Here is a 22,584-nt window from a genome sequence, read left to right as displayed (position 1 = left end):
ANCAGAGATTGGAGCAAGCAGATGACTGTAAAAGTAACTGAACGCGACGATGCACATAAATCCCATGAAGGTGTAGCCGCCGGTATCCGTATCTGGGATGTACATCAACAAGACATGCTGGTGGGGATGTTTCATTCCGAAACCGACGCCCACAGCTACAAGGCCGAACTGGAACAACTGGAGCAGCAACGAGCGCTCCGATCCGCATAAGCAATGACAGCATTGAAAACGACAAACCCCGCCATGAGCGGGGTTTGTCGTTGTTGAAGCCGTTAAAGGCTTACCACATCAGATCGTCAGGGATCTGATAGGCCGCGTACGGATCGTCCTCGGCAGCGACTTCTTCAGTCTTGACGTTCAGCTGCACGATGCGCTGCGGATCGCGCTCCTGAATCTTCAGGGCCGCCTCGCGCGGGATGACCTCATAACCGCCGCCGTGGTGCACGATCGCCAGGGAGCCGTTGCTGAGCTTGTTGCGCATCAACGTGTTGACCGACAGGCGCTTGACCTTCTTGTCGTCCACGAAGTTGTAGTAGTCCTCGGTGGTCAACTTGGGCAGGCGCGAGACTTCGATCAATTGCTTGATCTGCGCCGCGCGGGCCTTGGCCTCGACTTTCTCTTGCTGCTGACGGTTCAGCTCCTGGTCGCGCTTGACCTTCTCGGCCTTGGCTTCCTGGGCGGCACGCTGCTGCGAGTCATCGAGTTCAATCTGGCCTTTATGGACCAGGCGTTGCTGCTTCTGCTTCTCTTTGCCGACCTGCTTGGCCTGCTTTTGGTTGACCAGACCTGCTTTAAGCAACTGGTCGCGAAGGGAAATGCTCATGGTGCTTACTCACTTAGGCCACTGCTCAACCGCAGCTGGACAGATTCTTTTCCTGACGTTTGGCTTCGCCCCACAGGGCGTCCAACGCTTCGAGGGTGCAATCTTCTATGGATTGGTGCGTGTCGCGCAATGCCTGTTCGATAAATCGGAAACGTCGTTCGAACTTGGCNTTGGCGCCACGCAGTGCAGTTTCCGGGTCGATCTTCAAATGACGCGCCAGATTGACCACGGAAAACAGCAAATCACCGACNTCATCGGCAATCGCCACCGAATCGTTATCCGCCATGGCTTCGAGCACTTCATCCAGCTCTTCGCGCACGTTGTCCACCACCGGCAACGCGGCAGGCCAGTCGAAACCGACCTGGCTCGCACGCTTTTGCAACTTCGCTGAGCGGGACAACGCTGGCAGCGCGGCAGGCACATCGTCGAGCAAGGACAACTGCTCGGGCGCGGATGATTTCTCGGCGCGTTCTTCAGCCTTGATTTCCTCCCAGCGCTGCTTGACCTGTTCTTCACTCAGGCGCGGAACATCCAGCGGCGCGTAAAGATCGCCGGTCGGAAACACATGAGGATGACGACGGATCAGCTTGCGGGTGATGCTATCGATCACACCGGCGAATTCGAAGCGCCCTTCTTCCCGGGCCAGCTGGCTGTAATAAACCACCTGGAACAGCAAATCGCCCAACTCACCCTGCAAATGATCGAAGTCGCCACGCTCGATGGCGTCGGCGACTTCATAGGCTTCTTCCAGGGTGTGCGGAACGATGGTCGCGTAGGTTTGCTTGATGTCCCACGGGCACCCGTATTTGGGGTCGCGCAGACGGTTCATCAGGTGCAGCAGGTCTTCAAGTGAATACATCAGTCAATCTCTGCCCATTGTCTGGAACCGCTGAAGATCTAATGTGGGAGCTGCCTGCGATGGCATCACCTCGACTCNACTGAAAGACCGAGGTGCCTGCATCGCTGGCAGGCCAGCTCCCACACGTGGACATCTTCAAGGCGTGCGGTTACGCCGGGTCTCGATGATGTTCGGCAACTGGGAAATCCGCCCCAGCAACCGCCCCAACGCATCCAGCCCCGGGATCTCGATCGTCAGGGACATCAACGCCGTGTTGTCCTCTTTGTTCGAGCGGGTGTTGACCGCCAGCACGTTGATCCGCTCGTTGAGCAGCACTTGCGACACATCACGCAGCAACCCGGAACGGTCGTAGGCGCGAATGATGATGTCCACCGGGTAGGTGAGCACCGGCACCGGGCCCCAGCTGACCTGGATGATCCGCTCCGGCTCGCGCCCGCCCAGTTGCAGCACCGAGGCGCAATCCTGGCGGTGAATGCTCACGCCACGGCCCTGGGTGATGTAACCGACGATGGCGTCGCCCGGCAACGGCTGGCAACAACCAGCCATTTGTGTCATCAGGTTGCCCACGCCCTGGATCTGGATGTCGCCGCGCTTGCCCGGTTTGTAGCCGGTGGCTTTGCGGGGAATCAGTTCCAGTTGCTCGCTGCCGCGTTCCGGCTCGACCAGTTGTTGCGCCAGGTTCACCAGTTGCGCCAGGCGCAGATCGCCGGCGCCTAACGCGGCGTACATGTCCTCGGCGGTCTTCATGTTGGCCTTGTCGGCCAGCTTGTCGAAGTCCACCTGCGGCAGGCCCAGACGCGCCAGTTCCCGTTCGAGCAAGGTTTTACCGGCCGCGACGTTCTGGTCGCGCGCCTGCAATTTGAACCAGTGCACGATTTTCGCCCGGGCCCGCGACGTGGTGATGTAACCCAGGTTCGGGTTCAGCCAGTCGCGGCTCGGTGTGCCGTGCTTGCTGGTGATGATCTCGACCTGTTCACCGGTCTGCAAGCTGTAGTTGAGCGGCACGATGCGCCCATTGATCTTGGCGCCCCGGCAGTTGTGGCCGATTTCGGTGTGTACGCGGTAGGCGAAGTCCAGCGGCGTAGCGCCCTTGGGCAAGTCGATGGCGTGGCCGTCGGGGGTGAAGATATAGACCCGGTCCGGCTCGATATCCACCCGCAGCTGTTCGGCCAGGCCGCCGATGTCGCCGAGTTCTTCGTGCCACTCCAGCACTTGGCGCAGCCAGGAGATTTTCTCTTCGTACTGGTTGGACCCGGCCTTGACGTCGGTGCCCTTGTAACGCCAGTGCGCGCATACCCCCAGCTCGGCCTCCTCGTGCATGGCGTGGGTGCGGATCTGCACTTCCAGCACCTTGCCCTCGGGACCGATCACTGCGGTGTGCAACGAGCGATAGCCGTTTTCCTTGGGGTTGGCGATGTAGTCGTCAAACTCCTTGGGAATGTGCCGCCACAACGTGTGGACGATACCCAGCGCGGTGTAGCAATCGCGCATTTCCGGCACCAGTACGCGTACCGCGCGCACGTCGTAGATCTGGCTGAACGCCAGGCCCTTGCGCTGCATTTTGCGCCAGATGGAGTAGATGTGTTTGGCACGGCCGCTGATGTCGGCGTCGACGCCGGTGGCTTGCAACTCGGAACGCAACTGGCCCATCACGTCGGTAATGAAGCGCTCGCGATCCAGACGCCGCTCGTGGAGCAACTTGGCGATCTGCTTGTACTGATCGGGCTCGAGGTAACGGAAGGACAAATCTTCCAGCTCCCACTTGATATGGCCGATACCCAGGCGGTGCGCCAGCGGCGCGTAGATGTCGAACACCTCGCGGGCCACGCGGTTGCGCTTTTCGTCATCGGCAGTCTTCACCGCACGGATCGCGCAGGTGCGTTCGGCCAGCTTGATCAGCGCGACACGCACGTCGTCGACCATCGCCACCAGCATTTTGCGCAGGTTCTCGACCTGGCCCTGGGTGCCCAGCACCAGGGACTGACGCGGGCTGAGGCTGGCGCTGATGGCAGCCATGCGCAACACGCCGTCGATGAGTTTGGCGACCACCGGACCGAAGCGCTGGCTGACCGCCGGCAGTTCGATCTGGCCTTCGCGCACGCCGCGGTACAAGACCGCCGCAACCAACGAATCCTGATCCAGTTTGAGGTCGGCGAGAATCTCGGCGATCTCAAGGCCTGTGCGGAAACTCGAGGTCCCTTCGGACCATAAATTCTTCGCCGCATTGGCTTGTTGTTCAGACGCGCGAGCGAACTCGCACGCGTCCTTCAAGGCTTCGCGATCCAGTGCCAGNTCGACACTGACGGCATGATCCAGCCATGCCTCGAGATTGATACTGCCGTCGGTGTTGATCGGCTGGTGTGCTCTCACCTGTACCATCTTGCTTACCTTCCCTACGACGCACCTTCAATGCGTCAATTCGCTGACCTTCATTGCCCGATTGCCCTCACGGGGCTACTGCAAGAGCTGCACGGGCGGCCAGTCGGACCAGACGAGCCGTCCTAGCTCGCTTCAAATAACGCCATGGCCTCGACATGTGCCGTCTGAGGAAACATATCGAGAATCCCGGCACGTTTTAACCGGTAGCCCTGCTTGATCAATTCGACTGTATCGCGCGCCAGCGTTGCCGGGTTGCACGATACGTACACCAACCGTTTGGCGCCCAGGGACGCCAGCTTGCGCACAACCTCCAGGGCACCATCACGGGGTGGGTCCAAGAGTACCGCAGAAAAGCCCTGCTTGGCCCACTCCGCGTCAGTCAAAGGCTGGGACAAATCGGCCTGAAAAAACTGCACATTATGAAGATTGTTGCTAGCAGCGTTCGCGGCTGCTCGCTCGACCATTGCCTGCACACCTTCCACCGCCACCACTTCGCGAACAACCTTGGCCAACGGCAATGCAAAGTTACCCAAACCACAGAATAGATCGAGAACCCGCTCTTCCGATGTCGGCTTCAACCAGTTCAGCGCCTGGGCAATCATCGCTTCGTTGACCCCGGCATTGACCTGGATGAAATCGCCCGGCCGGTATGCCAGGTTCAGATCCCACGCTTCAAGGCGATACCCCAGTGACTGATCGACCTCGACCGGTTGCGGTTCGCCGTCACCGTGCAGCCACAACTGGGCTTCATGGAACGCGCAAAAATCCTTGAGGATGGTCAGGTCCGCATCGGACAGCGGCGCCATGTGCCGCAGCAGCACAGCCAATGACGATCCGGCGAACAATTCCACATGGCCGAGCGCCTGAGGTTTGCTCAAGCGTCGAAGCATTTCCGGCAAGCGGGTCATGATCGGCTGCAAGGGCGGGACCAGTACCGGGCATTCGTTGATGGCCACGATGTCCTGGCTGGCCACGGCGCGAAAACCCACTTCGAGTTTTTTCGCCTTGGCATCCCAACGCACCGCGACGCGGGCGCGGCGGCGGTAGCCGAATTCCGGCCCACTCAAAGGGGCNGCCCACTCTTGCGGTTCGACACCGGCCACGCGGGACAGTTGCTCGGCGAGCATGCGCTGTTTCAGGGCGAGTTGTTCGTCGTGGGGCAAGTGCTGCACGCTGCAACCGCCGCAACGACCGGCATGCGGACACGGTGCCGGACGACGCAATTCGCTGGCCTGGAACACCCGTTCGGTGCGCGCCTCGACCACTTTGCCGTGGGCGCCCAACACGCGCGCCTCGATTTCTTCACCGGCCAATGCGCCGATGACGAACCAGGTGCGACCTTCGAAAAACGCGATACCGCGACCGTCATTGGCCAGGCGCTCGATGCTCAAGCGCTGCTTTTTGCCCACCGGAATCTGCGGGGCCCGGCTGCCGCCCGTCGGTTGGAAGCGCAGGCCTCTCTCGTGCTTGGCCATCAGTTGGGTTCGTCGAAGATGCCGGTCGACAGGTAACGGTCGCCTCGGTCACAGATGATCGCGACGATCACCGCGTTTTCCACTTCTTTGGACAAGCGCAACATACCGGCCACGGCGCCACCGGAAGACACGCCGCAGAAGATGCCTTCTTCGCGCGCCAGACGGCGGGTCACGTCTTCGGCTTCGCTTTGCGCCATGTCGACGATCCGGTCGACGCGCTCGGCCTGGTAGATTTTCGGCAGGTATTCCTGCGGCCAGCGACGGATGCCCGGAATCGCCGAGCCTTCCATCGGTTGCAGGCCGATGATCTGCACGTTCGGGTTCTGCTCCTTGAGGTAGCGCGAGTTGCCCATGATGGTGCCGGTAGTGCCCATGGAGCTGACGAAATGGGTGATGGTGCCCTGGGTCTGGCGCCAGATTTCCGGGCCGGTGGTGGTGTAGTGCGCCTCGGGGTTATCGCCGTTGGCAAACTGGTCCAGCACCACGCCACGGCCTTCGGCGGCCATGCGCTCGGCAAGATCGCGCGCGCCTTCCATGCCTTCTTCCTGAGTGACGAGAATCAGCTGCGCACCATAGGCGGTCATCGCCGCCTTGCGTTCGGCGCTGCCGTTGTCGGGCATGATCAGCACCATCTTGTAACCCTTGATCGCCGCGGCCATGGCCAGGGCGATACCGGTGTTACCCGAAGTCGCTTCGATCAGCGTATCGCCGGCGTGGATCTGCCCACGCAATTCAGCGCGGGTAATCATCGACAGCGCCGGCCGGTCCTTGACGGAACCGGCCGGGTTGTTCCCTTCGAGCTTGAGCAACAGGGTATTGCTGGTTTCACCCGCCATGCGTTGCAAGCGGACCAGGGGCGTGTTGCCGACGCAATCGGCGATTGTAGGGTACTGCAAGGTCATGGCGTATTCGCAATCCAGACTGCGGGGGCGAACATCATACCGGGAAAGGCCGGCGGGCCATATCACGCAAAGTGCGGTGCTTATGGCTTATAGGAATAAGCGAGTGATGTGTTGATCGGGAGGACGCTCTCGCGGGCAAGCCCGCTCTCACATTTGGCCTTCAGTCATCGGATGGTAAGGTCTCATCGCGATGGCGTCGTCACTAGCGCCATCAACACCCGCCAACAACCGCATATTCAACCGCAACCCCACCTCAGTGTTCTCAGCCCAAAGCGTCCCACCCTGGCGCTGCACCGCATTCCTGGCAATGCTCAATCCCAACCCGAATCCGCCATCCCCCGGTCGCGAGCCGTCGAGTCGAATGAACGGGCAGAAGATGCGCTCCAGATCCGCCTCAGCCACCCCGCCGCCTTCGTCTTCCAGCCACAGATGCCAGAAGTCGCCCTCACGTTGCCCGCCGAAACGAACGATGCCGGCACTCGGCGAATGACGAATGGCATTGCGCAGAATGTTTTCCAGCGCTTGGGCCAAGGTGTTGAGATTGCCGCGAACCCAGCACGACGAATCCACCAGACACTGCAACTGGCTTGCTGGCCAGCCGCTTTCATAGCAGGCGTTTTCCGTGAGCATTTCCCACAGCGCCTGGACCTGGATCGCTTCGTCGGGCAACGGTGTGCGCTCGGTGTCGAGCCAGGCCAGTTGCAGGGTGTCTTCTACCAGCCGCTGCATGCCATCGACTTCTCGACCAATGCGCTCGCGCAATTGCACCAGCCCCTGTTCGCTTTCGCTGGCGACCCGCAGACGGCTCAGCGGCGTGCGCAGTTCGTGGGACAAGTCGCGCAGCAATTGCTGCTGCAGGGCGACGGTGCTTTGCAAACGCTCGGACATGTGATCGAACGCCCTGCCCAGTTCGCCAAGTTCATCCGAACGATTGGTGGTTCTGCTCGACAAGCGCACGTTCAACTGGTCGGCACGCCAGGCATTGGCCTGTTCGCGCAGTTGGTTCAACGGCACGACCAGCAATCGATAAAGACCGACGCACAATAAAAGGGTGAACAGGCCGGGGATCACGCCGTTGGTGATCACGCGCCAGAACACCCGGTATTGGCCGGGCATGAAGCGCTGGGGCAGTTCGATCACCAGGTTGCCGGCGTAGGGGTTGCCGGGGAACGGCACGCGCAGCCACGGCAGGTTTTTCTTGTGAATAGGCCAATCCAGGCCACGCAGAAAAGTCAGTCGCTCGATTTCCTTGTCCGTGAGCGGCTGGCTGCTCAGGGATTGCAAATCGCCGCCGATGACGCCAACCCAGCCGGTTTCACGCTGTTTCATACCTTGCAGCCAGGCATCGACGCCCGCGCTCTGCCCTTGGCGCCACGCCTGTTCGGCCTCGGCGGCATACCCCGTCAGCGTGCCTCGGGCCTCGTTCGACAGAAACTGGTTTCGCTGCTCCATGTAGCGACCCCAGGACCAGCTCAGCCAGATCATCAGCAGACAGAACGCCACCAGCAGACACGCCAGCTTCCAGAACAGCGAGTGCCGGCCCGGCAGGTCAGACCATTTCATCGCCGGCACTCAACACGTAACCCTTGCCCCAGACAGTACGCACTTCCCGCTCGGTGTAGCCGATGCCTTTGAGTTTGCGGCGAATCTGACTGATGTGCATGTCGAGGCTGCGGTCATGGGCGGCAAAACCGCGTTGCAACACGTGCTGATAAAGGAAAGCTTTGCTCAGCACTTCATCGCCATTGCGATTCAGCGTGTCCAGCAATCGATACTCACTGCGGGTCAGGCCGGCGGCGTGTTCGCCATAGAAAACCTCACTGAGCTCGTCGTCGAAACGCAGGCTGTCGACCGTGGACGCCGCCACTGCCGGCTCCGGCCGACGGTCGAGTGCCACCCGGCGCAGGATCGCTTCGATGCGCACGCGCAACTCGGCCATGCTGAAGGGTTTGGGCAGGTAATCATCGGCCCCCAGACGAAAGCCGCTGACGCGATCCGCTTCGGCGCCCAGCGCCGACATGAGGATCACGGGGGTTGTATGGCTCTGGCGCAATTGCGTCAGCACGTTCAACCCGTTCAGCCCTGGCAGCAAAATGTCCATCAGCACCACGTCGAAGGGCTGCTGGCGGGCAATGTCCAGGCCTTCCTGCCCGTTCTGGCACCAGGTCACCTGAAAACCGCAACGGCCCAAATGCTCGTGCACATAAGCGCCGAGCACGAGATCGTCTTCAATGGACAGAATGCGGGGATGGCCAACAGAGATGGGAGTCATTAGTATCTGCAAATAATTCTCAGTTGGCGATTATTCAAGATTGCCTGACGATGGGCAACCCAAGGTTTGCCCGTGGCGCAAAAGAGGCGATCCGGCCGACGAATGACGACATCAATTTTACGAAGATTGCCTGCCTGCAAATCGCTACACTGGCCCGGTGGCGCGTGCCGGACGCACGTGCAGGTCAATCAATAGCTGGATGCAGGAGAGATGCGTGCTCAAGAAACTGGGAATTAAAGGCCGCGTGCTGTTGCTGACCCTGTTGCCGACCAGCCTGATGGCCCTGTTGTTGGGGGGCTATTTCACCTGGATGCAGCAATCCGACCTGCAAACCCAACTGATGCAGCGCGGCGAGATGATCGCCGAACAGCTCGCGCCCTTGGTGGCCCCAGCCATGGGTCACAAAGACAACGAGTTGCTGGAGCGTATCGCCACCCAGTCGCTGGAAACACCGGACGTGCGCGCCGTGACCTTCCTCGCCCCCGACCGCACGCCCGTGGCCCACGCCGGCCCGACCATGCTCAACCCGGCGCCGATGGGCAGTGGCTCGCAGATGCTGCGCCGCAGTGGCAACGATGCGACGCGTTATCTGCTGCCGGTATTCGGCAAGCACCGCAACCTCGCCGGCGACTTGATACCTGATGAATCCGACCGCCTGCTGGGCTGGGTCGAACTCGAACTGTCCCACAGCGGCATGCTGCTGCGCGGTTACCGCAGTCTGTTCGCCAGCCTGCTGCTGATCGGCGCGGGCCTGGCGGGTGCGGCGCTGCTTGCCTTGCGCATGGGCCGGACCATCAATCGGCCGATCAGCCAGATCAAACTGGCGGTGGCCCAACTCAAGGACGGCAACCTGGAAACCCGCTTGCCGCCCTTGGGCAGCCAGGAATTGGANGAGTTGGCGTCCGGCATCAACCGCATGGCCGGCACGTTGCAAAACGCTCAGGAAGAGTTGCAGAACAGNATTGACCAGGCCACCGAAGACGTGCGCCAGAACCTGGAAACCATCGAGATCCAGAACATCGAGCTGGACCTGGCACGCAAGGAGGCCCTGGAAGCCAGCCGTATCAAGTCGGAGTTCCTGGCCAACATGAGCCATGAAATCCGCACGCCACTCAACGGCATCCTCGGCTTCACGCACCTGCTGCAAAAAAGCGAACTGACACCGCGTCAGCTCGACTATCTGGGCACCATCGAAAAGTCCGCCGACAGTCTGCTGGGGATCATCAACGAGATCCTCGACTTCTCGAAAATCGAGGCGGGCAAGCTGGTGCTCGACAGCGTGCCTTTCAACCTGCGCGACTTGCTGCAAGACACGTTGACCATCCTCGCCCCCGCCGCCCATGCCAAACAGCTGGAGCTGGTCAGCCTGGTGTACCGCGATACCCCGCTGGCGCTGGTGGGCGACCCGCTGCGCCTCAAGCAGATCCTCACCAACCTGATCAGTAATGCGATCAAGTTCACCCGCGAGGGCACCATCGTCGCCCGGGCCATGCTCGAAGAAGAACACGAAGACAGCGTGCAACTGCGCATCAGCATTCAGGACACCGGCATCGGTTTGTCGAGCCAGGACGTGCGCGCCCTGTTCCAGGCGTTCAGCCAGGCTGATAACTCGCTGTCCCGCCAGCCAGGTGGCACCGGTTTGGGGCTGGTGATTTCCAAGCGTCTGATCGAACAGATGGGCGGCGAGATCGGNGTCGACAGCACGCCGGGCGAAGGCTCGGAGTTCTGGATCAGCCTCAACCTGCCCAAGACCCGCGACGACGCCGAAGACCTGCCCTCCCCGCCGTTGCTCGGCCGCCGTGTGGCGGTGCTGGAAAACCACGAGTTGGCGCGCCAGGCCCTGCAACATCAACTGGAAGACTGCGGCCTGGAAGTCACGCCGTTCAATACCCTGGAAAGCCTGACCAACGGCATCACCAGCGCCCATCAGACCGATCAGGCGATCGATCTGGCGGTGCTCGGCATCACCAGCAACGACATGCCACCGGAGCGTCTCAACCAGCACATCTGGGACCTCGAACACCTCGGTTGCAAGGTGCTGGTGCTGTGCCCGACCACCGAACAGATGCTGTTCAACCTCTCGGTGCCCAACCCGCACAGTCAGCTTCAAGCCAAGCCGGCCTGCACCCGCAAGTTGCGTCGGGCGTTGTCCGATCTGGTCAACCCGCGCCAGCAGCGCAGCGAACCCGGCGAACCGGTATCGAGCCGCGCACCGAAGGTGCTGTGCGTGGACGACAACCCGGCAAACCTGCTGTTGGTGCAAACCCTGCTCGAAGACATGGGGGCCAAGGTCCAGGCCGTGGAAAGTGGTTACGCCGCCATCGACGCCGTGAAGCAGGAAACCTTCGACCTGGTGCTGATGGACGTGCAAATGCCCGGCATGGATGGCCGCCAAAGCACCGAGGCAATCCGCCAATGGGAAAGCGAGCGCCACGGCACGCCTTTGCCGGTGGTCGCCCTCACCGCCCACGCGATGGCTAACGAAAAACGCGCCCTGCTGCAAAGCGGCATGGACGACTACCTGACCAAACCCATCAGCGAACGGCAATTGGCCCAAGTGGTGTTGAAATGGACCGGCCTGGCGTTGCGCAATCACGGACCGGAGCGTTCCAGCGACAGCCATGGCGGCGCCCATGAACTGCAGGTGCTCGACCACGACGAAGGCTTGCGCCTGGCCGCGGGCAAGGCCGATCTGGCCGCGGACATGCTCGCCATGTTGCTGGCCTCCCTGGAAGCTGATCGCCTGGCCATTACCGCTGCCCGCGAAGCCAAAGACAACAATGCCCTGATCGAGCGCGTCCACCGCTTGCATGGCGCNACTCGTTACTGCGGTGTCCCGCAATTGCGTGCTGCCTGCCAGCGCAGCGAAACCCTGCTCAAGCAACAGGACCCCAAAGCTCCCGGCGCCCTGGAAGAACTCGATCGGGCGATCAACCGCCTGGCCGCCCATGCCCGGATAAACGCTTGATGCAGCGCAATGGCGCCGGCCAGCATCGGCGCTAAGCTCACCGATCCCTGTAGCAGCCGGACGCAGGCTTCGCCAGCTGCTACATAAAAGCGTGATCGCAGGCTTCGCCAGCTGCTACATAAAAGCGTGATCGCGTTTTTCAGGAGGACCGTATGCGCACGATTCTTTTCAGCAGCCAGACCTACGACCGCGACAGTTTTCTCGGCACCGAGCTGCCCGCCGGTATCGAGTTGCACTTTCAATCGGCGCGGCTGAGCGTCGATACGGTGGCGCTGGCGGAGCATCACGAAGTGGTCTGCGCGTTCATCAATGATGACTTGAGCGCTCCGGTGCTGGAACGCCTGGCAGCGGGCGGCACGCGCTTGATCGCCCTGCGCTCGGCTGGTTACAACCATGTCGACCTGACGGCGGCGAAGCTATTGGGGCTGTCGATTGTGCGNGTNCCGGCCTACTCGCCTCACGCGGTGGCCGAGCACGCCGTGGCCCTGATCCTCGCGCTGAACCGCCGCCTGCACCGCGCCTACAACCGCACCCGCGACGGTGATTTCAGCTTGCANGGCCTGACCGGTTTCGACTTGGTGGGCAAGACGGTCGGCGTGGTCGGTACCGGGCAGATCGGCGCGACCTTCGCGAAAATCATGCACGGTTTCGGTTGCCTGTTGCTGGCCTACGACCCCTACCCCAATCCGCAGGTCGAAGCCCTCGGCGCCCGCTACCTGAGCTTGCCCGAGCTGCTGGCCGAATCGCAGATCATCAGCCTGCACTGCCCGCTCAATGAGCAGAGCAAACACTTGATCAACCGTGAATCACTGGCGCACCTGCAGCCCGGCGCGATGTTGATCAACACCGGACGCGGCGGCCTGGTGGACACGCCGGCGCTGATCGACGCGTTGAAGGACGGCCAATTGGGTTACTTGGGGCTGGATGTCTATGAAGAAGAGGCCCAACTGTTTTTTGAGGACCGCTCCGACCTGCCCCTGCAGGACGATGTGCTGGCGCGGCTGCTGACTTTTCCGAACGTGATCATCACCGCGCACCAGGCCTTCCTCACCCGCGAAGCCCTGGACGCGATTGCCACGACCACCCTGCAGAACATCGCGGCCTGGGCCGCTGGCGCGCCGCAGAATCAGGTCGAAGGCTGAGCCGATCAGGCCTTGGACAAGAGGATCATCAGGCCCAGCCAGCCGAACCCCAGCAAGCGTTGCCCCAGCGAATGCCCGCGACGCAGCAGGAACCAGACAAAAAACGGCGGCAGAAAGAAAATCATCAGCTTCAGCCACAGTTCCACCGGACGCACGCCGTTGGAGGCAGGCATCGGTGCCGCCACCTCGGCTTCGACTGCGGTTTTTCGTTTACGTCCGAACGCGGCCGGGGTCACCCTGGCCACCTTCTCATCGGCCGGCAAACGCCCGAAAGAAAGGGGTGCCTGTGCCGGCGTTGCCGTCGAAGTGGCCGCTTGCACCGTTCCCGCCGGTGCACCGCAATGAATGCAAGCAGGCGCCGTGGAGCTGATGCTTTGCTTGCACTCATAACATTCGATTAACGCCATGTCCGTTCCTTAGAGATGCAAAAGCGGCAGTGTGCCATGAGTCGGTCGGTCATTTGAACCAGATCGAAGGTCATCTGCCCGCGCCATGCTGCGAGCAGGCCCGTGATAGCATACCGCGCATATTTGGAGGACCCATGGTCGAACACGATTTCCGCTACAGCCTGATGAACCCGCAACACACCCTCACCGAATGCCGCGCCCTTGTGCCGGGGCGTTATCAAGTCACCGGCAACGGCGGCTCGATTCGTAATAACGACGTGCTGGTCGTGACCCTCAAAGGTGCCAAGGACCTGTCCATGCGCCTGACCGTGGAAACGGTTCGCCATTTGATCAACCCGCCCGGCCAATGGGTCGCGGTGGCCAGTGGTCCGGTGTTCGGCGAATTGGCGATCCACACCTGGAAAGTCAACTGCGACAGCTGCGCCAAAGAGCTGAGCTTTGAGTTTGCAGTGGACGCCAAACTGGGTAACAAGGCTGAAAAACCTGCCGCCACTGCGCGGATTGCCGAGCTGGGCTGGACCACCGTTGGCGAGAAGCACCTGTGCCCGACATGCCAGGAGCCCGCGTGATGAAACGCCTCGCCCTGACCGCCCTGGTCGGTGCCAGCCTGCTGGGCTGCGCCGCCGAGCCGGTGAAATTGCAACAAAACCGCAGCTACATCCTGGAATGGATCGGCGAACGTCCGCTGATGGATTACAGCCACCTGACCGTCACCCTCGGTGCCGATGGCCGCGCCTATGGCAATGGCGGCTGCAACCACTGGTTTGCGCCGTACACCGTCGAGGGCGACAAGCTCAGCTTCGGCAAGATCGGCAGCACCCGCAAACTGTGCGCCGAGGCCNTGATGGAGCAGGAAAAGCGCTTCATGCAGGCCCTGGAAAATGTGCAGCGCTGGGACGTTTCGCCGATCGAGCAGATGCGCTTCTGGCCCGCCGAAGGCAAGCCGTTGCGTTGGTGGCTTGAAGAGGGTTGATAACCCCGAGCTGTGGCCAAGTGAATACCTGTGGCGAGGGAGCTTGCTCCCGCTGGGCTGCGCAGCAGCCCTAAAACCCGTCACCTCGGTTCATCAGGAACACCGTTTGTACCGGTTTTGCGACTGCTGCGCAGCCCAGCGGGAGCAAGCTCCCTCGCCACAAGAGCTTCTGTGCAATCACTTGAGCGCTTGCAACGCCTCAAGCTTGGCCATCACCCCCGCCGCGGTCTGCTCGCCCATCAACTGCTCACGTACCTTGCCCTTGTTATCGATGATGTAGGTCACCGGCAACGCTTCGCTGCGAGGCAACTCGAAAAGATCCGCCGGGTCCGACGCCAGCACGGTGAACTTGATCCCCAGCTTCTCGCTGGCGCNTTTNAGCTCTTCCCCCTGTACGTTGTCGAAATTGACCCCGAACACACCNATCTTCTTGTCCTTCAGCTGCTCGGCCAAGNCATTCAGTTCCGGGATTTCCGTGCGACACGGGCCACACCATTCGGCCCAGTAATTGACCACCACCCATTGCTTGTCCAGGCGTTCGGCCGCCACTTTCTGGCCGTTCTGGTCGATACCATAGTCGTTGCCACAGCCCCCCAGCATCAACGCACCGATGATCGCCAATGCTGCTGCCAGTCGTCTTGTCATGTCGTAATCCTTGTTCAAAATTGAATGCGCCTGCGACCCATCGCCTCCCGAGGTTCTGGATTACGCGCTGCACAGTTAGAATAGCCGCCACCTTACGCAAGATGCGACCCGCACATGACCGATCTGACGCTTTATCACAACCCGCGCTGCTCGAAATCCCGCGGAGCGCTCGAACTGCTGGAAGCTCGCGGCCTGAATCCGAGCGTGGTTCGCTACCTTGANACCCCGCTGGACGCCGCGCAAATCCAGAGCCTGCTGACCAAACTGGGCATCAGCGCCCGGCAACTGCTGCGCACCGGCGAGGACGAGTACAAGACTCTCAATCTGGCCGACAGCAGCCTGAGCGAGGCGCAATTGATCGCTGCCATCGCCGCCCATCCGAAACTCATGGAGCGACCGATTCTCGAAGTCGGCGACAAAGCCATCATCGGCCGTCCGCCGGAGAACGTGCTGGAGTTGCTGCCGTGAGCGCGCCGTACATTCTGGTTCTGTATTACAGCCGTAGCGGCTCGACCAATGAAATGGCCCGGCAGATTGCCCGTGGTGTCGAGCAGGCCGGGATGGAAGCGCGCCTGCGCACGGTGCCGCCGATCTCTACCGAATGCGAAGCCGTGTCGCCGGACATCCCCGACGAAGGCGCGCTGTACGCCAGCCTCGACGACTTGAAGCACTGCGCGGGTCTGGCCATGGGCAGTCCGACCCGTTTCGGCAATATGGCGGCGCCGCTCAAGTACTTCCTCGACGGCACCAGCAATCTTTGGCTGACCGGCGCCCTGGTGGGCAAACCGGCCGGAGTGTTCACTTCCACCGCCAGCCTTCACGGTGGCCAGGAAACCACGCTGATGTCGATGCTGTTGCCGCTGTTGCACCACGGCATGCTGATCACCGGCCTGCCTTATAGCGAACAGGCGCTGCTCGATACCCAGGGCGGCGGCACGCCGTATGGCGCCAGCCATCACGCCGGGCCCGACGGCAAACAGGGTTTGAATGAACACGAAGTGGCGCTGTGCCGAGCCTTGGGCCTGCGCTTGGCGAAGACTGCGCAAAAACTGGGGAACTGACGTGGCGAAAAAGCCGAAGATTCTGCCCTCGATCGAATGGCTCGAACCGCGGGTGCGGGCGATGCGCGCGATCAGCCTGCTGTGCTTTTTCGGGCTGGTGGGGCTGCTGTGCGCCTACTACCTGGTGTTTGCCGACCTGCACGGCGCCCGGCCGTGGGTGATTTTGCTGATTGAACTGGTGCCCNTGNTATTGNTNGCCCCGGGGATGCTGCTCGGCAGCGCGCGCGGGCATTCGTGGATGTGCTTTGTGGTGAACCTGTATTTCATCAAGGGCGCGCTGGCGGCGTATGACCCGAATCGGCAGTGGTTCGGGGTGCTGGANATGGGNGCGAGCCTGGCGGTGTTCTGTTCGGCGCTGTTGTATGTGCGGTGGCGGTTTCAGTTGAATCGTAAACTGGCTGGCGAGGGCGAAATCTCCGCTGCCTGACACACCTCCATCGCGGGCGAGTCGAATCGTCGCACCNNCAACAGAGATCCTGTGAGAGCGGGCTTGCCTGCGATGGAGTCAACTCGGTCTCAATGATTGACGGTATAGGCCAGCATCATCGAAATCTGGCTCATCGCCCGCCCGCCACTCTGTTCATGCCACTGGTTGAACACATCCTGCACCAACGCCAGGTCTCGCTGGCTGGTCGGCACCTTGTCGACGATCTTCTGCGCGTTCAGCCCCGCGACCACGTCGTAACTCGGTACGAACGTGTCCTTGCCGACCATGCGCAAGAAACGCGGCGCCGACAACCCGCCCAATTGGTGGCCGCGCTTTTTCAGGTACGTCCACAGCCCGACGATGTCCGTCACCGGCCAATCGGCAATCAATGCGCCGAAGCTGCCCTTCTCCTGCGCCACGTCCAGAATCATCTGCGCATTGCGTGGCACACTTTTGAGCTTGCCCAGGTGACGGATGATGCGGGTGTCCTGCATCAAGCGCTCCAGGTGCTCAGCGCTCATCAGCACCACCTTTTCCGGGTCGAACTTGAAGAACACTTCTTCGAACGACGGCCACTTGGCGTCCACCAGGCTGTGCTTGAGCCCGGCGCGAAACACCCGCAACGCCAGGGTCGACAGGTAACGGTCATCACTGATCTTGCGCAATTGCGCCGGGGTCTTGGGTACAGGCAGATGGGCTTCCAACTCGGCCGCCGAACCGAAGCGGTTCAGACAATATTCGTGCAGCCACTTGTAATCGCGCATGCCCTCTCCTGAGGAGTAAGTGAATAGACCCATGTGGGAGCAAGCCTGCTGGCGATGGCAGTGGGTCAGTCAACCATGAGGTGTCTGACCCACCGCCATCGCCAGCAGGCTGGCTGGCTCCCGCAGTGATTTTTTTAGAGGTTGACGACGTTGACGAACCGCGACGCGGCCGTTTCGTCGATCTTGAGGCTGGTGAAGTCGAACAGGTTGCGGTCCGCCAGTTGCGACGGCTGTACATTTTGCAAGCTGCGGAAAATGCTTTCGGTNCGGCCCGGGGTCTTGCGCTCCCAGTCCATGAGCATTTCCTTGACCACCTGGCGTTGCAGGTTTTCCTGGGAGCCACACAGGTTGCACGGGATGATCGGGAATTGCTTGAAGTCGGAGTAAGCCTGGATGTCCTTCTCGTTGCAGTAGGCCAGCGGACGGATCACCACGTTGCGGCCGTCGTCGGCGCGCAGCTTTGGCGGCATGGCCTTGAGCGAACCGTTGAAGAACATGTTGAGGAAGAACGTCTCGACGATGTCGTCGCGGTGGTGACCGAGGGCCATCTTGGTCGCGCCGATTTCATCGGCAAAGGTGTAGAGCGTGCCACGGCGCAGGCGCGAGCACAGCGAACAGGTGGTTTTGCCTTCCGGGATCAGTTCCTTGACCACCGAATAGGTGTCTTTCTCGACGATGTGGTACTCGACGCCCAGCGCTTTCAAGTAGGCCGGCAATACGTGTTCGGGGAAGCCCGGCTGTTTCTGGTCCATGTTGACGGCGACGATCTCGAACTTGATCGGTGCGACCTTCTGCAGGTGCAGCAGCACGTCAAGCAGGGTGTAGCTGTCTTTGCCGCCGGAGAGGCAGACCATGACCTTGTCGCCCTCCTCGATCATGTTGAAATCGGCAACCGCTTCACCGGCCAGGCGACGCAGGCGTTTTTGCAGTTTGTTCTGGTTGACCGTAAGAGTGCCCATGACGCGAAATCCGTGAGGTGTGACGAAAGGCCGGCATTTTACGCAAAAACCCATCATCGGCGAAGTGCCTGGCGACTGCACTTTATCTGAGCTGAGCATACCCCTGTGGCGAGGGAGCTTGCTCCCGTTGGGTCGCGCAGCGGCCCCAAAACCATCCCGTCCCATTGTGTCAGACAAATCCCGTCGACCGTTTTTGCGACTGCTGCGCAGCCGAACGGGAGCAAGCTCCCTCGCCACATAGGTCGCGCAAGACCCTGCGGCGATTAACAGCGGGGTTTACAGCGCGATTTGCTCTAACGCCCTCGCACCTGTGCCGGTAAGACCTTTCTATACTGCGACATAAGGTCGCATACATATCCAGACCTATTACTTACTTGGCCACTTAGGCCTGTAGGCGCTCCACTGGGGGGCGACGGTAAAAACAAGAGGAGTGACTGGCATGATCCATCACGTAGTGGGGCTNTTTACCCACCCCGACCAGGAATGGAAAGAAATCCGTGGCGACCAAGAGGAAAGCATCAGCCACATGTACCTGACTCACACGCTGATTCTGGCGGCAATTCCCGCTGTGTCGGCGTTTATCGGCACCACTCAGGTCGGTTGGGTCATCGGCAATCGAGCGCCGGTCATGTTGACCCAGGAAAGCGCGCTATGGATGACGATCATGTCGTACCTGGCGATGCTCGGCGGCGTCGCGGTCATGGGCGCGTTCATTCACTGGATGGCCCGTACCTATGACGCCAGCCCCAGCATGGCGCGGTGTGTAGCGTTTGCCACCTACACCGCGACCCCGCTGTTCATCGGCGGTCTGGCGGCGCTGTACCCACACATGTGGCTGGGGATGATCGTCGGGACGGCGGCCATCTGCTACACGGTGTACTTGCTGTATGTGGGGCTACCCACTTTCATGAACATTCCATCAGACGAGGGCTTTTTGTTTTCAAGTTCGGTACTTGCCGTAGGCCTGGTGGTGCTGGTCGCCATCATGGCGTTTACAGTGATTGTCTGGGGACTCGGCGTGGGGCCGGTCTATACCAATTAGCAACACACCACCCAAAAACAAGATCTGCCAACACAGGCCGCCGCAAGGCGGCCTTCTAATGTAAGGAGCAATGACCATTCGGCGCCTCGGCGCCTCGGCGATTCGCAAGGCCCCGGCGTTGCGGCATACTCGACGTCTCTGGAGATCCATCAAGCATGCCCGAGCAACTCAATACCCGCGTCGAAGATTGTTTCCTGCAAGCCGAATCCTTTTTCAAACGAAGCTTCAAACGCCCCCAGGTCAGCCTCAAGCTGCGGGGCCAGAAAGCCGGTGTCGCGCATTTGCACGAGAACCTGCTGCGTTTCAATCCGCAGCTGTACCGGGAAAACACTGAAGACTTCCTCAAGCAGACCGTGGCCCACGAGGTCGCGCACTTGATCGCCCATCAACTGTTCGGCGACCGCATCCAGCCACATGGCGAAGAGTGGCAATTGATCATGCGCGGCGTATACGAGCTGCCGCCCAATCGCTGCCACACCTACGACGTTAAACGCCGCAGCGTGACGCGCTACATCTACAAATGCCCGTGCGTCGACAGCGATTTCCCGTTTTCGGCCCAGCGCCATGGCCTGGTGCGACAGGGGCGGCGGTATTTGTGCCGGCGGTGCCGGAGCACGTTGGTGTTTAGTGGGGAGATGCGGGTCGAGTAATCTGGATGTGTGCTGTCTGGTCTGGCCTCATCGCGGGCAAGCCCGCTCCCACAGGTATTTGCTTCGAACACAAATGTAGTGAACGCCTCAAACCACTGTGGGAGCGGGCTTGCCCGCGATGAGGCCCGAAAAGGCGCTAGAGAATCACCTTGGCTCGCCGCAATTCCTCGATCCGCTCAGCACTCATCCCCAACTCCGCCAACACCTGATCCGTATGCTGCCCCAACACCGATCCAATATGCCGCGGCGCCGGCAACCCCTCGGAAAACTTCAACGGACAGGCGATNTGCGCCTGAGTCGAGCCATCCCCCCGCGGCACCTCCGTCACCAACGCCCGCGCCTGCAACTGCGGATGCTGCACCGCCTCGCCGACACTCAGCACCGGCTCGACACACGCATCGACCCCGGCAAACAACTCGCACAACTGCGCAAAGTCATGCTTCTCGAATTCGGCTTTCAACTCATTTTTCAGCGCCTGTTGCTCGGAGGGTTTGGGCGACAGGCCCTTGGCCGCCAGTTCCGGTCGTCCCAACGCCGTACACAGTTGCTGCATGAAGGCCGATTCCAGACTGCCCACCGATAACCAGCGCCCGTCCCGCGAACGGTAGTAGTCGTAGAAGCTGCCGCCATTGAGCATCTGATCCTCCCNNCCCGGCTCCACGCCACAGGCCAGATACCCAGCGCCGGCCATCGCGTTCAAGCTGAACGAGCAATCGGTCATGCTCACATCCAGGTATTGGCCGACACCGCTCTGTTGCCGAGCAATCACCGCCGCCAGCAACCCGATCACCCCATGCAGCGAGCCGCCGGCGACATCTGCCACCTGCATGCCCAATGGCAGCGGCCCGCTCTCGGTGCGGCCGGTGTAGCTGGCCAGCCCCGCCAGCGCCAGGTAGTTGATGTCGTGACCGGCGCGGTCCTTGTAGGGGCCGGTCTGGCCGTAACCGGTAATCGACACGTAGATCAGCCGAGGATTGATCGCCTTCAACGCTTCATAACCCAGGCCCAGGCGTTCCATCACACCGGGGCGGAACTGCTCCAGCACGATGTCGTGGTCCGCCAGCAATTGCTTGATCACCTCCAGCGCCTCGGGCTGCTTGAGGTCCAGCGCCAGGCTGCGCTTGTTGCGATTGAGGTAGGCGTGACTGGCCGACACCCCCTGATCGTGCGGCGGCAACACCCGCAGCAAATCCATGCGGGTCGGTGATTCGATGCGCAATACCTCAGCGCCCATGTCCGCCAGCATCAAGGACGCGAACGGGCCCGGCAGCAGCGTCGAGAAATCCAGAACCTTGAGTGATGCCAGTGGACCGGGCATGAGCGACCTCCGTGAACGATGTCTTCAGCCTAGGCAGGCAAACGCATTGCAGCAATCACCCGAAGTGTCAGTAGCTGTGACCGTTACGCTCAAATCCCGGGCAAGAAAAAACCCGCCGAAGCGGGTTTTTCATGACAGCGAGTCTTACTTGACGTTGCTAGGGGTTGGGCCTTCGGCCACGCCCAGGTCGTCTTCTTCACGCTCGTCGGAGATACCGCGACCGCCAGAAGCCAGCTCGGATTGCAGCTTGTCGGTGTCCAGTTCCTTGACCCACTTGGCCACAACGAGGGTGGCAACGGCGTTACCCACCAGGTTGGTCAGTGCGCGGGCTTCAGACATGAAGCGGTCGATACCCAGGATCAGCGCCAGGCCGGCAACCGGCAGGTGACCAACGGCCGACAGGGTCGCAGCCAGCACGATGAAGCCGCTACCGGTCACGCCTGCAGCGCCTTTGGAGGACAGCAGCAGCACCAGCAGCAGGGTGATCTGGTGGGTGATGTCCATGTGGGTGTCGGTCGCCTGGGCGATGAACACGGCAGCCATGGTCAGGTAGATCGAAGTACCGTCGAGGTTGAAGGAGTAGCCAGTCGGAATCACCAGGCCTACTACGGATTTCTTCGCGCCCAGACGCTCCATCTTGATCAGCATGCGTGGCAGTGCGGATTCGGAGGAGGAAGTGCCCAGTACGATCAACAGTTCTTCACGGATGTAGCGAACCAGCTTCAACACGCTGAAACCGTGCGCGCGGCAGATGGCGCCCAGCACCACGACCACGAACAGAATGCAGGTGATGTAGAAGCAGATCATCAACTGGCCCAGTTGCACCAGGGAACCTACACCGTAGGCGCCGATGGTGAACGCCATGGCGCCCAGGGCACCGAGTGGCGCGAGCTTCATGATCATGTTGATGATGTTGAACATCACGTGGGCGAAGCGATCAATGAAATCCAGCACCGGCTTGCCGTACGCACCCAGGCGATGCAGGGCAAAACCGAAGATGACCGAGAACATCAGCACTTGCAGGATGTCGCCGTTGGCGAAGGCGCCGACGATGGTGTTCGGGATCACATTGAGGATGAAGCCAACCACGCTCTGGTCTGCACCGGCAGTCACGTAGGCAGCGACTTTGGACGCGTCCAGGGTAGCGACGTCGATGTGCATGCCGGCGCCCGGCTGCACAACGTTGACCACGACCAGGCCGATCAGCAGCGCGATGGTGGAAACAACTTCGAAGTAGAGCAGCGCGTAGCCGCCGGTTTTGCCGACCGATTTCATGCTTTGCATGCCAGCGATGCCGCTGACAACGGTGCAGAAGATGATAGGGGCGATGACCATTTTGATCAGCTTGATGAAGCCGTCACCCAGTGGCTTGAGGGCCACACCGGTCTGCGGGTAGAAGTGACCGAGCAAAATACCGATAACGATTGCAACGATCACCTGGAAATACAGGGATTTGTACAGTGGCTGACGAGTCGTCATTGCAAAGTTCCTCAATCGCACCGTGTGGCAANATCCNNC

The 22,584-nt window shown here is 61.0% G+C and carries 23 protein-coding genes; 10 read left to right on the top strand and 13 right to left on the bottom strand.

Annotated features, from left to right (window positions below; genetic code table 11):
- The first annotated feature begins 21 nt into the window (after positions 1-21).
- Positions 22-210: a hypothetical protein gene (locus tag B7L09_RS25525; protein ID WP_094471165.1), complete on the top strand. Its 189-nt coding sequence runs from the start codon at positions 22-24 to the stop codon at positions 208-210.
- A gap of 70 nt (positions 211-280) precedes the next feature.
- Here B7L09_RS25525 and B7L09_RS25520 read toward each other — a convergent pair whose 3' ends face one another.
- The 7 genes from B7L09_RS25520 to B7L09_RS25490 form a co-directional block, all read right to left on the bottom strand.
- Complete coding sequence (locus tag B7L09_RS25520) at positions 281-823, bottom strand: DUF2058 domain-containing protein (RefSeq protein WP_094471164.1); 543 nt, start codon at positions 821-823, stop codon at positions 281-283.
- A 25-nt stretch (positions 824-848) separates the two neighbouring features.
- A complete protein-coding gene (mazG, locus tag B7L09_RS25515) occupies positions 849-1,682 on the bottom strand; it encodes a nucleoside triphosphate pyrophosphohydrolase (RefSeq protein ID WP_094471163.1) in 834 nt (277 codons plus the stop codon).
- Between the two features lie 135 nt (positions 1,683-1,817).
- Positions 1,818-4,061, bottom strand: coding sequence for a GTP diphosphokinase (gene relA, locus B7L09_RS25510; RefSeq protein ID WP_094471162.1), 2,244 nt, complete (start codon positions 4,059-4,061; stop codon positions 1,818-1,820).
- A gap of 122 nt (positions 4,062-4,183) precedes the next feature.
- A complete protein-coding gene (gene rlmD / locus B7L09_RS25505; protein WP_094471161.1) occupies positions 4,184-5,536 on the bottom strand; it encodes a 23S rRNA (uracil(1939)-C(5))-methyltransferase RlmD in 1,353 nt (450 codons plus the stop codon).
- The gene (gene cysM / locus B7L09_RS25500) at positions 5,536-6,438 is read right to left on the bottom strand and encodes a cysteine synthase CysM (protein ID WP_094471160.1); all 903 of its coding nucleotides are present in this window, start codon (positions 6,436-6,438) and stop codon (positions 5,536-5,538) included. Before cysM ends, rlmD begins: the two co-directional genes overlap by 1 nt.
- Positions 6,439-6,585: 147 nt before the next feature.
- A complete protein-coding gene (locus B7L09_RS25495) occupies positions 6,586-8,001 on the bottom strand; it encodes a sensor histidine kinase (protein ID WP_094471159.1) in 1,416 nt (471 codons plus the stop codon).
- Positions 7,988-8,710: a response regulator transcription factor gene (locus B7L09_RS25490; protein ID WP_094471158.1), complete on the bottom strand. Its 723-nt coding sequence runs from the start codon at positions 8,708-8,710 to the stop codon at positions 7,988-7,990. The genes B7L09_RS25495 and B7L09_RS25490 overlap by 14 nt, the downstream gene beginning before the upstream one ends.
- A 214-nt stretch (positions 8,711-8,924) precedes the next feature.
- Between B7L09_RS25490 and B7L09_RS25485 the strand changes: the two genes are divergently transcribed.
- The gene (locus B7L09_RS25485) at positions 8,925-11,678 is read left to right on the top strand and encodes a response regulator (protein ID WP_094471157.1); all 2,754 of its coding nucleotides are present in this window, start codon (positions 8,925-8,927) and stop codon (positions 11,676-11,678) included.
- Between the two features lie 152 nt (positions 11,679-11,830).
- Positions 11,831-12,820, top strand: coding sequence for a 2-hydroxyacid dehydrogenase (locus tag B7L09_RS25480; RefSeq protein ID WP_094471156.1), 990 nt, complete (start codon positions 11,831-11,833; stop codon positions 12,818-12,820).
- 5 nt (positions 12,821-12,825) lie between these two features.
- Here B7L09_RS25480 and B7L09_RS25475 read toward each other — a convergent pair whose 3' ends face one another.
- Positions 12,826-13,227: a hypothetical protein gene (locus B7L09_RS25475; protein WP_094471155.1), complete on the bottom strand. Its 402-nt coding sequence runs from the start codon at positions 13,225-13,227 to the stop codon at positions 12,826-12,828.
- Between the two features lie 134 nt (positions 13,228-13,361).
- Here B7L09_RS25475 and B7L09_RS25470 point away from each other — a divergent pair, with 134 nt between their 5' ends.
- Together B7L09_RS25470 and B7L09_RS25465 are read left to right on the top strand one after the other, a co-directional pair.
- On the top strand, positions 13,362-13,796 hold the full coding sequence (locus B7L09_RS25470) for a hypothetical protein (RefSeq protein WP_010457109.1): 435 nt from the start codon (positions 13,362-13,364) through the stop codon (positions 13,794-13,796).
- Positions 13,796-14,200 carry an META domain-containing protein gene (locus tag B7L09_RS25465; RefSeq protein ID WP_094471154.1) on the top strand — a complete coding sequence of 135 codons (405 nt, stop codon included), beginning with the start codon at positions 13,796-13,798 and terminating at the stop codon, positions 14,198-14,200. Before B7L09_RS25470 ends, B7L09_RS25465 begins: the two co-directional genes overlap by 1 nt.
- A gap of 177 nt (positions 14,201-14,377) precedes the next feature.
- Here the strand turns inward: B7L09_RS25465 and B7L09_RS25460 are convergent, their stop codons facing one another.
- Complete coding sequence (locus B7L09_RS25460) at positions 14,378-14,845, bottom strand: TlpA disulfide reductase family protein (protein WP_094471153.1); 468 nt, start codon at positions 14,843-14,845, stop codon at positions 14,378-14,380.
- A gap of 114 nt (positions 14,846-14,959) precedes the next feature.
- On the opposite strand from B7L09_RS25460, the gene arsC reads away from it, so the two are divergent.
- From arsC to B7L09_RS25445, 3 genes are read left to right on the top strand one after another with little or no spacing between them, the layout of a single operon-like run.
- Entirely contained in the window at positions 14,960-15,313 is a 354-nt protein-coding gene (gene arsC / locus B7L09_RS25455; protein ID WP_094471152.1) for an arsenate reductase (glutaredoxin), read from the top strand.
- Positions 15,310-15,906: an NAD(P)H:quinone oxidoreductase gene (gene wrbA, locus B7L09_RS25450; protein ID WP_094471151.1), complete on the top strand. Its 597-nt coding sequence runs from the start codon at positions 15,310-15,312 to the stop codon at positions 15,904-15,906. Before arsC ends, wrbA begins: the two co-directional genes overlap by 4 nt.
- Before the next feature lies 1 nt (position 15,907).
- A complete protein-coding gene (locus B7L09_RS25445) occupies positions 15,908-16,333 on the top strand; it encodes a DUF2069 domain-containing protein (RefSeq protein ID WP_094471150.1) in 426 nt (141 codons plus the stop codon).
- 89 nt (positions 16,334-16,422) lie between these two features.
- On the opposite strand, the gene B7L09_RS25440 is transcribed toward B7L09_RS25445, so the two are convergent.
- Complete coding sequence (locus B7L09_RS25440) at positions 16,423-17,097, bottom strand: DNA-3-methyladenine glycosylase I (RefSeq protein ID WP_094471149.1); 675 nt, start codon at positions 17,095-17,097, stop codon at positions 16,423-16,425.
- A 134-nt stretch (positions 17,098-17,231) separates the two neighbouring features.
- A complete protein-coding gene (gene ttcA / locus B7L09_RS25435; RefSeq protein ID WP_064452878.1) occupies positions 17,232-18,056 on the bottom strand; it encodes a tRNA 2-thiocytidine(32) synthetase TtcA in 825 nt (274 codons plus the stop codon).
- 439 nt (positions 18,057-18,495) lie between these two features.
- Here ttcA and B7L09_RS25430 point away from each other — a divergent pair, with 439 nt between their 5' ends.
- Positions 18,496-19,098, top strand: coding sequence for a Yip1 family protein (locus B7L09_RS25430; protein ID WP_094471148.1), 603 nt, complete (start codon positions 18,496-18,498; stop codon positions 19,096-19,098).
- A gap of 155 nt (positions 19,099-19,253) precedes the next feature.
- Complete coding sequence (locus B7L09_RS25425) at positions 19,254-19,748, top strand: SprT family zinc-dependent metalloprotease (protein WP_094471147.1); 495 nt, start codon at positions 19,254-19,256, stop codon at positions 19,746-19,748.
- A gap of 136 nt (positions 19,749-19,884) precedes the next feature.
- Here B7L09_RS25425 and B7L09_RS25420 read toward each other — a convergent pair whose 3' ends face one another.
- Together B7L09_RS25420 and B7L09_RS25415 are read right to left on the bottom strand one after the other, a co-directional pair.
- Complete coding sequence (locus tag B7L09_RS25420; protein ID WP_094471146.1) at positions 19,885-21,066, bottom strand: CaiB/BaiF CoA transferase family protein; 1,182 nt, start codon at positions 21,064-21,066, stop codon at positions 19,885-19,887.
- A gap of 144 nt (positions 21,067-21,210) precedes the next feature.
- Positions 21,211-22,545: a dicarboxylate/amino acid:cation symporter gene (locus tag B7L09_RS25415; protein ID WP_094471145.1), complete on the bottom strand. Its 1,335-nt coding sequence runs from the start codon at positions 22,543-22,545 to the stop codon at positions 21,211-21,213.
- Positions 22,546-22,584: the final 39 nt, after the last annotated feature.

This window comes from Pseudomonas mandelii (assembly GCF_002251635.1).
Taxonomy (GTDB): Bacteria; Pseudomonadota; Gammaproteobacteria; order Pseudomonadales; family Pseudomonadaceae; genus Aquipseudomonas; species Aquipseudomonas mandelii_B.
This window is presented reverse-complemented; position numbering and strand designations above follow the sequence as displayed.